At 38.1% G+C, this 13,650-nt stretch carries 11 protein-coding genes; 6 read left to right on the forward strand and 5 right to left on the reverse strand.

Annotation, left to right across the window (positions count from 1 at the left end; genetic code table 11):
* Positions 1-181 precede the first annotated feature (181 nt).
* From MUA90_RS02145 to MUA90_RS02165, 5 genes are all read left to right on the forward strand, one after another.
* On the forward strand, positions 182-694 hold the full coding sequence (locus MUA90_RS02145) for a hypothetical protein (protein ID WP_262588037.1): 513 nt from the start codon (positions 182-184) through the stop codon (positions 692-694).
* 36 nt (positions 695-730) lie between these two features.
* Positions 731-1,102 carry a coiled-coil domain-containing protein gene (locus MUA90_RS02150; protein WP_262588039.1) on the forward strand — a complete coding sequence of 124 codons (372 nt, stop codon included), beginning with the start codon at positions 731-733 and terminating at the stop codon, positions 1,100-1,102.
* Between the two features lie 147 nt (positions 1,103-1,249).
* On the forward strand, positions 1,250-2,413 hold the full coding sequence (gene nagA / locus MUA90_RS02155) for an N-acetylglucosamine-6-phosphate deacetylase (RefSeq protein WP_262588041.1): 1,164 nt from the start codon (positions 1,250-1,252) through the stop codon (positions 2,411-2,413).
* A gap of 368 nt (positions 2,414-2,781) precedes the next feature.
* On the forward strand, positions 2,782-4,578 hold the full coding sequence (locus tag MUA90_RS02160) for a purple acid phosphatase family protein (RefSeq protein WP_262588789.1): 1,797 nt from the start codon (positions 2,782-2,784) through the stop codon (positions 4,576-4,578).
* A 94-nt stretch (positions 4,579-4,672) separates the two neighbouring features.
* Complete coding sequence (locus MUA90_RS02165) at positions 4,673-5,365, forward strand: hypothetical protein (RefSeq protein WP_262588043.1); 693 nt, start codon at positions 4,673-4,675, stop codon at positions 5,363-5,365.
* Between the two features lie 87 nt (positions 5,366-5,452).
* On the opposite strand, the gene MUA90_RS02170 is transcribed toward MUA90_RS02165, so the two are convergent.
* The 3 genes from MUA90_RS02170 to MUA90_RS02180 form a co-directional block, all read right to left on the reverse strand.
* Positions 5,453-6,616 carry a cupin domain-containing protein gene (locus MUA90_RS02170; RefSeq protein ID WP_262588045.1) on the reverse strand — a complete coding sequence of 388 codons (1,164 nt, stop codon included), beginning with the start codon at positions 6,614-6,616 and terminating at the stop codon, positions 5,453-5,455.
* A gap of 37 nt (positions 6,617-6,653) precedes the next feature.
* A complete protein-coding gene (gene ggt / locus MUA90_RS02175; RefSeq protein WP_262588047.1) occupies positions 6,654-8,267 on the reverse strand; it encodes a gamma-glutamyltransferase in 1,614 nt (537 codons plus the stop codon).
* A gap of 294 nt (positions 8,268-8,561) precedes the next feature.
* Positions 8,562-9,494 (reverse strand): NAD-dependent epimerase/dehydratase family protein, encoded by a 933-nt coding sequence (locus tag MUA90_RS02180; RefSeq protein WP_262588049.1) that lies wholly within the window; start codon positions 9,492-9,494, stop codon positions 8,562-8,564.
* 279 nt (positions 9,495-9,773) lie between these two features.
* Here MUA90_RS02180 and MUA90_RS02185 point away from each other — a divergent pair, with 279 nt between their 5' ends.
* Entirely contained in the window at positions 9,774-10,484 is a 711-nt protein-coding gene (locus MUA90_RS02185) for a MerR family transcriptional regulator (RefSeq protein ID WP_262588051.1), read from the forward strand.
* An 83-nt stretch (positions 10,485-10,567) separates the two neighbouring features.
* On the opposite strand, the gene MUA90_RS02190 is transcribed toward MUA90_RS02185, so the two are convergent.
* Positions 10,568-11,812, reverse strand: a complete 1,245-nt coding sequence (locus MUA90_RS02190) for a M20 family metallo-hydrolase (RefSeq protein ID WP_262588052.1) — start codon at positions 11,810-11,812, stop codon at positions 10,568-10,570.
* 94 nt (positions 11,813-11,906) lie between these two features.
* Entirely contained in the window at positions 11,907-13,532 is a 1,626-nt protein-coding gene (locus MUA90_RS02195; protein WP_262588054.1) for a PucR family transcriptional regulator, read from the reverse strand.
* Positions 13,533-13,650: the final 118 nt, after the last annotated feature.

Raw genomic sequence — 13,650 nt, forward strand, 5'->3', positions numbered from 1 at the left:
TAAATATCCAAACATATTATAAATGGAAAATGGCGAAAGGCGGTTAATAGCTTATGAATAAGATACAGCGTAATTTCATTCTCAAATTGAATATTGAATGCGTGAAACCTTCATAGCGATTAACTCAAATCCTAAATTTACAGGTACTTCACAAAAATTATAGAAGAAAGAAGGAAACAACATGAGTGCATCACACCAAATCAATCGACAAAAACCGCAAATTTCTGAACTCGCCACAAGAATAGAACGTCTGGAAGAGAACCAAAAGTACAACAACCTTCAAGTTGTGACAGAACGCATTGACTGGCTCATTGAGAGACAAAACAATGACCATGACACATTTAATAAAAAGTTCGAAAAAATAGATGAGAACTTCAAAGAAGTAAGAGGGGAAATCAAGCGCCTCGATGAAAAGATAGATAATAGATTCGAGAAGTCAGACGAAAAGATCAACAACCTAAGACAAGACATGGTTATAGGTTTTGAGAAAATAGATAAAAGATTTGAGAAAATAGATAAAAGATTTGAGAAAATAGATAAAAGATTTGAGAAGATAGATAATAGATTTGAAAAGACAGATGAAAAGATAAGCGGTTTAAGAAAAGAAATGAGAGATGATTTAAAACTAACGGTTGGGCTGATAACAGGCTTCATGACTATATTGACAGTGATCCAACGTATGATTTTTGGTTAATAAACAAATGATATCAATGAGAAAGAAGGAAACAACATGAGTGCATCACACCAAATCAATCGACAAAAGCCGCAAATCTCTGAACTTGCCATTAGAATAGAACGTCTGGAAGAGAACCAAAAGTACAACAAAATTCAGGTTGTGACAGAAAGAATTGACTGGTTAATTGAAAAACAAAACAATGACCATGATATATTTAATAAAAAATTCGAAAAAATAGATGAGAACTTCAAAGAACTAAAAGGAGAAATCAAGCACCTCGATGAAAAGATAGATAAAAAGTATGACAAATTAGATGAAAAGATTGATAGAAAAATAGATGGTTTGAAAAGTGATTTGAAATTAATAGCAGGGGTCATCATTGGTTTTATGTCAATTTTAACTGCCTTTCAACATTTCTTCTTATAATCAAGACAGTTATAGCAGTAGTAAAGCACAGAGGTCTTTTTGGGACTTCTGTTTTTTTATTGCGTTTTGAAATTAATTTTCAAATTACAGGGTGAGGTTTGTGATAAAATATTGATGATATCTATTATGATAAAAGAGGGATAAAACATGGTTGAATATGTAATAGCAAACGGTAAGGTTTATACAGAAGAAGGTGTCTTAGATCCTGGTTATGTCAAGATTTCTGAAGGAAAGATTTCAGAAGTCGGTCAAGGTGAATATAAGGGCAATTTAGAAGTTGTGGATGCGTCAGGCAGACATGTTTTGCCGGGATTCATTGATATTCATATTCATGGCGGTTACGGAGAAGATGCTATGGATGCATCTTATGATGGTTTGAAACATTTATCTGAGTCTTTATTATCTGAAGGCACAACTTCTTACTTAGCAACTACAATGACACAATCTAAAGAAAATATTGATCGTGCTTTAACTAATATTGTGAAATATAAAAGCAGCCAGAATAAAGAAGAAGCGGCTGAAATTGCAGGTGTGCATTTAGAAGGGCCGTTTATCTCAGAACATAAAGTAGGAGCTCAAAATCCTAAGTATGTACAACGTCCTTCAGTAGAAGCGATTGAACATTTCCAACATACTGCAGAGGGCAATATTAAAATTATTACTTTCGCAGCAGAAGTGGAAGGTGCACAAGCAGTATTAGAAAAGTTATCAGATGAAATTATCTTTTCTATGGGACATACTGTAGCGACATTCGATGAAGTGAATGAAGCGGTGGAACATGGCGCAAAACATGCGACACATCTTTATAATGCAGGTACACCGTTTGAGCATCGCCATCCAGGTTTATTCGGTGCAGCATGGACGAATGACGGTATTCATACAGAACTTATCGCAGATGGTATACATTCGCATCCAGCCGCTGTCAAAATTGCCTATACGATGAAAGGAAATCAGCGCTTCTATTTAATTACTGATGCAATGCGCGCAAAAGGCATGAGTGACGGAGAATATGATTTAGGCGGACAAAATGTCATTGTGAAAGGTTCCGAGGCACGCTTAGCTTCAGGTGCTTTAGCCGGAAGTATTTTAAAAATGAATGACGGTTTACGCAATATGCTCAACTTTACAGGTGCATCTTTAGAAGAGATGTGGCGTGTTGCAAGTTTAAACCAAGCCATCGCCTTAGGTATTGATCAGCAAAAAGGCAGTATTCAAAAAGAAAAAGATGCGGATATCGTAGTATTAGATAATGAAATGAATGTAAGTACGACCATTAAAAATGGTAAGCTACATGATTTTAAAACACAATAGAACGTAAATCAGTACTCGCTTTAGAAAGCGAGTGCTTTTTTTATGGGTTCGATATATTGATAGCGATATTACTACATAAAATTGTATGTAAACGGTTGCAATTATTTCATAGAAACATGATTATTTTCTATACAGTATCAGCGGGCATAGTTCGACTTCTTATTTATTATCATTTTGCTTAAATAAAATTTACAATTCAAACACCATCTTAATAATAGCTTAACGATGAGTTGCTACAATTTGAATTGAGAGGAAGTGAGAGCCAGTTGACGGCTGATGTCAGGGTGTCTATTAATTTTATGAAAAAATTTTAGAACTTCCTTTAAATAACAACCTATTTTGGAGGTAGCGCATTGAAAAATATCAAGATGACTAAAATTGTAGCAGGAAGTATGGCAAGTTTAATGCTTTTATTAGCAACTGGGACAGCTAATAGTGCAGATGCGAGCGGTAAAGCAGCACCACAAGCGCAACAGCAGCAACAACCTCAAGCTCAACAACAAAACGGTATTAAATTATTAAAAGAAAAACCAAAAGTTGCACCAGTTCCTAAGAAAAACAGCCCGAACCGTATTATTACTAACTTTAATGGTGACACTAAAACACAAATGGGCTTTAACTGGTTCACTACTGATAAAGCAGAAGATGCACAAGTATGGGTATCAACTTCTAAAAATATGAAAGATGCTAAAACTTTCACAGCAAAAGCTGAACAAGTGGATTCTCAATACATAGAAAGAGACCAATCCGGCCACTTCATTTTCGCAGATGTTGAAAAAGATGATAACGGCAAAACAGTTAAAGATGAAAACGGCAAACCAAAAGTCAAAGGCTACTACACTGATAAAGGTGCCGGCGGTCCAGAATGGACAAGCGGCGACCAGCACGGTAAAGCTTCTTTAACAAACGTCAAAGAATACAACTACAAAGCACAAGCAACAGGTTTAAAACCTAATACAACATACTACTACAAAGTAGGAAGCAAAAAAGGCAAACAAAGCCAAGTGGGTACTTTCAGAACATCTGGTAATGCTGGCGATCCATTCAAATTCGTACAATATACGGATACACAAAATGCTTACTGGAACGAACATGTACGCAACGAAGCAAAATTCGGTGCGAACACAATCGCAGAGGCAATCAAAACTGCAGGCAACCCTAACTTTGCATTGCATACAGGGGACTTCGTAGAAAACTCGCAAGTCGAAGATGAGTGGAATGATATCTACGATCAATCTCGTCCATCATTCATGTCATTACCATTAGCAGCAGCTGCCGGCAACCATGATGAATATGCATTCGATGAAAAAGATAAAAAGTTATTAGACCGTTTCAACCGTCACGTTAACGTACCAAAAGAAAACAATGCGGTGAATGGTGGTTCATACTACTCATTCGATTACAATGGTGCGCACATGGTAGTCGCAAATACTAACGACAATAAAAAAGGCGAAGACAACCCTGAAGGTAAAGCAATCGGTAAAAAACAAATGGAATGGATTAAACAAGATATCAAAAAAGCCCGCGAAAATGGTTCTAAATGGGTAATCTTGAACTTGCATAAACCAATGTACTCTAAGTCTTACCACTCTTTAGAAGATGAAGACATTAAGAAATTACGTGCTGAATTAACGAAAGAAATCGATGATTTAGATGTAGACTTAGTATTACAAGGTCATGACCATGTATTAGCAAGAACTAAGATGCTTCAACATACTTCTACAAATAACAGTTTCGTCAACGCTAAAATCGAAGACGCTAAACAAGTTAAAGGTGAAGATGGTGTGACATATTACGATAATCCAAAAGGTTCTGTGTATGTATTGCCGAACACAGGCGGTACAAAAGCATATGATGATATCTACAGCAAATCATTAGACCACATCAAGAAAATCCGTCCGAAATTAAGCTGGTTAACAGAAGCGCAACGCCAAGAGTACAACAACTTATTCGCAGTAGGTGAACAACCTCAAAAAACAGATGCGTTCAACACAAGCCATGAGAACAACCGTGACTCTTCAGCACAAAACTTCTCAGTTTATGAAGTGAAAGGCGACAAATTGATTGTGAAAATCTATCAATTACGCGGCGACATCAGCAAAGGTGAACCAAGAACAGTTAAATTGATTGACCAATTCGGTATTTCAAAAACTGCCAAAAAATAAGCACAACTAAATAGGCACACATAGGCAATTGAACTAAGGTATGGACTCGTGTATATATACGAGTCCTCTACCTTTATACATAGGAGGCAACAAAATGAAGAAATTTTTAACATATACAACAGCAGTCGCAAGTTTAAGTTTGGTTTTAACTGGGTGCAGCGGCCAACAAGAGAAAAAGACAAGTGATGCTAAAGCACAGACCGAGCAAACTCAAGCTGCCTCAACTTCTAAAGCTATCAAAATCAATAAAGAAAAATTATCTGAAAAAGATATGAAAAATATGAAGGCAGAAGTCATGAAATGGGCAGATCAGCGTGCCAAACAAGAAGGGTTAGCTGCTTCTAACCGCTACTTCGGTGCGGGAGAAATTACAACAGGAGACTGGTATGCGATGACACCTAAAGGCGAGGTGCAAGTCAGCAATCAAAATGATCCGGGACCTAAAGCCTTCGAACGTCATAATTTAGTCGGTGTGGTAATGTATCATTCGAATAAAGGTGTTACAGGTTTTGATGAAAATGCGAAAGATTTATCTAATGTTGAAGGGTATCGCAATGTTGCTGATTTAACCCAACCCGTCACAAAATACTTATTTACAGACGATGGGAAAGTCTATGAATGCCAATTTGATTCAGGCCAACAAGTGACATTATCTTCAGGTTTTGCGCCGAAGGATCATAATGGCAAAGATCCTAACTTAAGACCAGACGAATTATTCAAAGTCAGTGAAGATGAGTCAGCATCAGAATTAATGAGTCGTTTAGTCAAAACCTACGGTAAACAATAATAAGGTTTCTCATTCATATGTATTAAAAAGGCAGAGCGTGTGCTCTGCCTTTACTATGAGTGTACTGATTGATGGTACGCTTATTCTTTATTGTTCGTCATGTTTAACGTTTGGATGTTTATCATGTGATAAATGATTGTTGATAAAGTCATCATCCAGCGTAAGATGTTCTTTGAGTAAATCTTTCGGTGTATTTGCCATCCATTGATTTAATGAAATGTCTGCGAAGTGGTCGCTCTTGAACATTTCTAGGAATACTAAAGGTTCATCACCGATATTCTCAACATAGTGTCCCATCGCAAATGGTACATAACCAACGTCTCCAGCTCTATAGTTGAATGTACGTGCGTGGCTTTCAGCGGCGAAGACTGTCATACGTGCTTGGCCTTGAATATAATATTGCCATTCAGATGCGTTAGGATGCCAATGCATTTCACGCATGCCGCCTGGTTCTACCTCGACTAAAGCACCTGTCACAGTTGTTGAAGCTTTGAAGTTGTTAGAATCCGCAATCCATACTTGACCGCCGCTTGTTTGGATAGGTTCTACTTCATCTTTAAGTTTGAACGTAAATGGGTTAGGTACTTGTTCAACTGCTTTTAAGATATTTTCTTCTTCTTCTTTAGAAGGTTGTTCGCCTTGATAAATATACGTTTCACCTTTAGGGAAACCTTCAAATGATTCTGGCGGTACACCGAAGTTTTTCGCTAAAACATCATTTGGTGTAGATGAGAACCAGTCTGTAATAGAGAAAGTACTGTTTTCTGAGAAGCCGCCATCATCAAAGACAAGCAAGAATTCTGCGCCGTCTTCCATACCTTTTAATGAATGCGGGATACCTGCAGGGAAGTACCATAATTCATTTTTACGTACAATGTCGATCCATACTTTGCCGTCTTGGTCGACTGATGTGACGCGGACTGCGCCATTTAATACAATGGCCCATTCTGCTTCTTTGTGCCAATGCAGTTCACGTACACCGCCTGGTGTTAAGCGCATATTAACAGAAGCAATCGGTTCAGAAATCGGTAATTCGCGTTTAGTGACTTCTCGAGACCAACCGCCTTCTTCTAATCGAACGTGAACGTCAGAGAAAGAGAATTTCATATTGTCTAACGTACCGCCGTCTGTTTCTGGAGGTACAATCATATCTGGGTTCTGTAAATCTCTTTCAATATTTCTAGGTCCATTGTCTGTTGCGCCTTTATTGCCTCTGATTGGTTCTGGTCTGTTTTGATTAAATTGTGTCATTCATAAAAACTCCTTTTCAAAATTTTTCTCATGACTGTTAATAACCTAAAGCTAAGCCTAATGCACGAGGGTCTGCGGCTGCTTCGACATGGTCTTTGAAGATTTGAATTGCCTGAGAGTGGCCGACAAGGTCACTGTAAGGATGAATAAAGGAGACATGTCGGTGTCCTTTTTTCTCAAGCTTTTCAATAATATCGCTGCCGAAGCGGTCTTCTACACGCAATCCGTTGGATTTCTCGCCCCATGTTCTGCCCAGCAGCCATCTTGGACGATCGATTGCGTTTTGTACATTATATTTTTGATCAACAATGCGTGAGACCAGCATCGCTTGTGTTTGCGGTTGGCCATCTCCGCCCATAGAACCTAAAATGATTTCCGGTCGATTGTTTCTTGAAACCATTGTGCACGTTAATGTGTGTGCCGGTCGTTTGTTAGGTTCTAAGAAGTTGCGTACATCCGGATCTAATGAGAATGAAGTACCTCTGTTCTGCATCACAAAGCCCATGTCATCCGGAACGAAAGCAGAGCCCCATTCCCAATAAACACTTTGGATGACACCGACAACGTTGCCTACTTCATCACACGCACAACTGAAAGTTGTATCGCCGTCTGCGTTAATATATGTTTCAGGTGTTTCCGGATAATTGTAAAAGATGTTTTCGGCACGATTATATAAATAATCTTCTTGGAGTAATGTTTCTGTCGGCACTTCATAGAAGTCCGGATCTGAAACATAGTGGTTGCGGTCGATAAATGCCAGCTCAGTCGCTCTGGTGAAGATATCGATGAAGGCATCGTGAGAGCGATGCAGCTTTTCAGGTGAGAATTTATTTAACATACCTAACACTTGCAAGGTCGCAATGCCTTCTGAGTTAGGCGGTGGTGAAGAAATGATATAGTCTCTGTATTGAACAGAAATCGGACGTGTCCATTCAGCTTCATAGTTCTCAAAATCCTGAGCAGTAAGGTAACCGCCATGAGCTTGAATGGATTGTGCGATGCGTTTAGGAATTTCCCCTTTATAAAATGCATCTCTGCCATGTTCTGCAATTTCAGATAATAAATCAGCAATATTTTCATTTCTCATGATTTGGCCGATTCTATATGGCGCTACGCCATCTTTTAAGAAAGTTTTCGCTGTTTCTTCGAAAGAGCGCAATGTGTTGAGTTTGGATTCAGAAAAGCACGCTAACGAAGTACTTACTGGAAAACCTTCGCGTGCATAATAGATGGCCGGTGCTAAACAATCTTTAAAAGGTAATTTGCCAAAGTGTTTATGCGCTTTGTACCAACCGTCGACTGCACCAGGTACTGTAATAGCTGCACGTGCACCGCGGTTTGGAATTTCATTTTTATCTTTAAAGAGTTCAGCTTGGACATGCTGCCCGCTGTGTCCTGTCGCATTCAACACGTATTGCTGCTTCGTTTCTGCGTCGTAAATCAACCAGAAACTATCTCCGCCGATACCTGTCATATGCGGAAAGACAACACTCAGTGCCGCATTGACTGCGACCATCGTATCGATAGCATTCCCGCCTTTAAGCGAGATATTATGTCCTACAATTGTCGCAATATCATTCGGACTTGCGACAGCGGCAGAACGACCGATAAACGGTTTACCATATCTTGGGTCTTTCACTTGATCCCCCATAATGAACAACTCCCTTTAAATTGTCACATTACAAGTTCATTGTACTCGTGTATATATATGTGTTTAGCCCAATCTATTGTTAAAATAACACAAAGAACAGACAGAAATTTTAAAATATTTGTACAAAGTGCACATATAACTAAGCAGGGAGGTGTGCTATGATACGTAACAGAAGTTGATTTCTTATTAGTACCCTAATGAATTGAAATGCTGAAATTCCCAAGCGAACGATTGCCGCTTGGGAATTTTTTTTGCTTATTTAACTGTTATTTTCTATATTTCTATTTTGACTATTTATTGTTCGTTGTAGTCCAAGTAAGCTGCGATACCTTTGTTAATAGGGTAGTTTGGTTGATAGCCTAATGCTTTTAATGGAGATACATCAGAGTAGGAATATTTGATATCGCCTTTACGTGCATCTTCAAATGAATAAGGTACTTCATAACCGAAGTATTCTGCGAAAGCATTGAAGACTGTTCTTAATTCAGTTTGATCGCCAGTACCTGCATTATAAATTTTGCCATTGGTTTGTTCATCATTAATGACTAACCAAATTGCTTGAAGCAAATCTTTGATATAAATAAAGTCGCGTGTTTGTTTACCGTCTCCGAAGAAAGTAAAAGGCGCTTTATTTAAGAATTTCTGATTCAAGATGGAAAGTACACCTGAATAGTCTGACTCTGGATTTTGTCTAGGACCGTATACGTTGAAGAAACGTAATGATACTGTAGGCAATCCATAAAGGGTATGATAGATTTTTGTGTATTGTTCACTTGCAAATTTTTGTACTGCATAAGGTGACAAAGGATTGATTTTAGAATCCGTTGATTTCGGCAAATCAGGCAAGTCGCCGTAAATAGCAGCTGAAGATGCGAATAAGAATTTTTTCAAATTCGAGTTATGTTCACGATTGGCTTCTAATAAGTGAATCGTTGAATCGATATTATCTCCGTTTGATGCTACAGGTTTTTCTACAGTTTCAACTACACTGACCATAGCAGCTAGATGAAAGACATAATCGAATTGATGCACCTTTACTAGTTCAGATAATAATTCAAAGTCTTTCACATCATTTTGATAGAAATGGTCATCATCGATAAATGACACATTTTCTCTTTTGCCGGTAGATAGATTATCGACAATAAAAACCTCTCCGCCTTCATTATTAAACTTTTCAGCAATATGCGAACCAATAAAACCAGCTCCGCCGGTAATCAATATTTTCATAATATGGACCATCCTTGTTTACTTTATTTATCACTCTTTTTCTATTATGTATATGTTAAAGTGTAGCATTATACTATAGAAGATGAAAGATAAAACCTAATATATAAGTTTAAAAATCTGTAAAGGCGCAAATTGTGCAACTACAAGCGTTACAAGACGGTCGGCAGTCTTAAATATGTAATTATTTTTAATAAAGTACTTGCATGTCACGTTGCGTCATAGCGTACATTGGAGACAGGATGAATCACATAATAATCATAGAAGCGGAGGCGTTGAATTATGGAATATTCAACAGGCGAACTCGCAAAAGCGTGCGACGTATCAGTCAGAACAGTACAGTATTATGATCAAAAAGGATTGCTTCGACCAAGTCGTGTGGAACATCAGCGCAGAATATACAGTGAAACAGATAAAACACAGTTAGAAAGCATAGTCTTATTAAAAAGCATGGGTGTATCGCTGCAAGAAATTCATCATATTCTGAATGAAGCAGAAGATACCGCGACATTAAAAGTATTGCTGAAAAAGAAGGAAACAGAATTAAAGCATGCTTTAGCACAAACAAAACAGCAATTAGACCGACTTCAAAAATTAGATGAATTGGTAGGGGGAAATGACCCAAGTATCTTAGATAATGCGCAGCAATTCGAAGTAATATCAGAGCGGATGGATCAAATGAGTAAAATACGCCGCAATATGTTAATCGCAGGTATTGCGGTTGGAGGATATCAAGTCAGTATTTTAGTACGCGCACTCACTCAAAAAGATTGGAAGGTATGGGCACGAGCAATTCCATTCAGAATGTTATTTGCGGCAGGCTTCACAGCGTATTACTACAAAAACGTCAATTATGTTTGCCCTAATTGCCAAACGGTCTTCAAACCTAAATTAAGTCACATGATTTTTGCCAATCATACGTTTAAAACACGCAGATTAACTTGTCCTCACTGCGGCGAAACGCATTATTGTATTGAAATCGCTGCGCAGTAATTAAATCATGGTTAATATGTAAAAAGGGAAAGGCTCTTATTGAACCTTTCCCATTTATATTTATGAAACTATTGAATTATTGGCTAGAATTTAACCTCAGTTTTCGCAACTTCAATCACTGTTTCAATCAATGTTTGAATCCCTTTTTCGATTTCTTCTGGTTCTACCGATTCTTTAGGCGAGTGGCTGATACCGTCTTTACAAGGAATGAAAATCATACTTGTTGGACAGATTAATGCCATGTTCATGGAGTCATGACCGGCACCGCTGAACATAAAGCGGTAGCTGTAGCCTAAGCGGTCGCAGACATTTTTGGTGATTTTTGAGATATCTCTGTCTAAGTTGACCGGTACTTCTTGACCTAAGTCAGTGACTTCAGCATGAATTTGTCTGTTTTGTGTGATTGCTGTAATTGCTTGTTCTACTTCTGTGACGACTTGTTCGCGAGATTCTAATTCTTTGCCTCTGATATCAATCAGCAATGTGACTTCTCCTGGAATGGCATTCATGATGTTAGGGAAAGCATTCAGATGGCCGACTGTCGCAACGACACCTGCTTTATGATAGTGCTGAGCAATGGCTTCGACTTTCAAAATGATTTCTGAAGCAGCTGTCAATGCATCATAACGCATCGGCATCGGTGTTGAACCTGAATGGCTGGTTTCACCTGTCAGCTGAACTTTGAAACGGTGGGGCGCAGCAATATGTGTCACAATCCCGATATCTTTATGTTTGTTTTGCAAGATAGGACCTTGTTCGATATGCAATTCTAAGAAGGCTTTAATGTCGCCTTTACCGTAAATATCTTTATCTGAAGGCATGCTTTGTTTTAATGTATCGACTAAATGGAAAAGTGTTTTGCCTTCATTGTCGGTAATATTTTTCATGGCTTCTTGCGATAAGTCGCCGATCATATATTTACTGCCGAGTGTCGCAGTATTAAAACGTGCAGATTCTTCTGCAGTAAATGCGACGATTTCAATCGGGTGATCGGTTTCGATTTGATGTTCGTTCAAGTGCATCATGAGTTGAAGTGCTGCGACGACACCTAATAAGCCGTCGTAGCGGCCGCCGTCTTTAACTGTATCGATGTGAGAACCGATCATAACCGGCGGTAAATCATTGTATTTGCCTGGTCTTCTTGCGATGACATTGCCGAAGTAGTCGAAGCGGACTTCTAAACCAGCTTCTCGGCATAACATTGAAAATTTCAATGCGGCTAAACGTTCTGCGTGGCGAAAGGCAATACGGTTGGTACCGCCGGTTTCAGTATTAAAACCGTAATTGTTAAAAGTATCTAAATGAGACATGACTGTATCTATATTCATGCGTCTTCCCCCTGTTTATTGGATGCTTGATTTATCTTATTTTAGCACATCATTGCGTGCGATATATCTTAATAATGCTTTATTTGATTTTTTCTTAATCATCAAACGTAATTTCTTCTGAAGCAAAGAGTGCTAAGCGGATATTTAAGGAGTTGAATGGTTCTTCAACGCTGCATCCTAAAATTTCTTCGCAGTTTTTAATACGGTATTTCACCGTATTTCTATGAATATACATTTTCTTAGCCGTCTTGGTAATATCGCATTGATAGTCCATATAGATTCTTAATGTATCTTTCAACTCTTCATCCTTTTTCGTTTTAGGATAACTGAGATCTCCTAATGTATGCTGGATGAAAGGCTTTAATTTGCTTGGCGGTATCAATTGAAGCAGTTCTTTCATGCTTTTCGATTGATAGAAGTTCATGAATTCTTTGCGCATTTTATCTAAGCCGCCTTCGTAAGCTTCATTCGCTTCCATAAAGGAAGTAGATAATTGCGTAAACTCTGTGACTTTATTGCCGATACCGAATGAGATACTGCTGTCGAAGAATTCATGGTATTCTTTTTGGATATGTTTGAGATAGTTTAAGTAATATTCGTGTTGTGATTGTAATAAGATTGCGAATCTGCGGTTGCTTGGCAGGCTGTAGACACTGATACGTGTATCAAGATCTGTCAGTTTGTGCTGCAGCCAGGCATAGACGAATTGATAGCGCTCTTCAACGTATTGGCTGTTTTCTAAATTGTCCGTCGGATCGATGGCACATATAATTACCTGATAATAATCAGAAGGGTAAATGCCGTATTGTTTAAATAAGATAGGATGATTATGTACAGATAACGACTCGTCAGAACCATTGGTGATGAGAGATTCGAAGAAGCGGTTGATGTCTAGATGTTCAGCCTCTTCAATCTTTTTATTTTTATAAATCGCAAAGCTGAGTGTTGTTACAATCTGTTCTATCGTTAATAAACTGAATGGGTAAGAAAGCTTATTAATATCTGCCACCATTAAATAATATGGGAAGTAGGCATAAGCTTGAACTTTAAAGATTGCGATATCATTTGTGAACTTTGTTTGGTTGCGTGTAATCGTATTTTTATTTTCGGCACGCAAATACTCTAAGAAGTATTTAATGTGTGCTTGTCGCAAGATATTATCTTGCTGATAATGCCAACTTTGCGAATCAATCATACAAAATGGATTGAACAGCAGGACCGGTACACCTAAAATACGGCTCATTCTTTCAATCATCGTTTCAACGCCGAACCCTTTAATCAGCATATCGTTGAGTTCTTGTTGAATATTCAAGGCATAGTTGAGTTTAGCTGTTTTCTCATCAGAGATGTAGGTTGAAACCTGTCTTGTGATTTCGCCTAAATTCCATTCTTCAGAGATTTCAATCAGCGGAAATTCTAATTGGTTAGCATAATCAATCACGTCTTGATCGATTTGTTTCAAGTAGCGTGATGTTTTGATGCCTAAACCAGCTGTATTGATGTCATCGAGTTCTTTAATCATCTTTTTAAGCCCTTGCTGATCCTCTTGAAACAAGAGTCCGGTTGTGAGGATAAAAGATTGCTCAGCTGTATAGTCTTTGATATCCACATTTTCTGTGATATCCAAGTGTTTTACCTCTCTTTGCAAATCACCGTTTTGATTGATAAGTTCCAATCCGGCAAACCTCGGTGCTGCTAAAATATTTTGTAATGTCGGCATGTTATCACCTTCCTTATTTCTCTTTTTCTGAAATAAATTCTAACACGAATACTATTATTTGTCCGAAATCGATAATTTTTAAAAAAATAACTGTCATTCTGCACAAAGAAAAACAAAT

Source organism: Staphylococcus sp. IVB6181 (assembly GCF_025561445.1).
Classification (GTDB): domain Bacteria; phylum Bacillota; class Bacilli; order Staphylococcales; family Staphylococcaceae; genus Staphylococcus; species Staphylococcus simulans_B.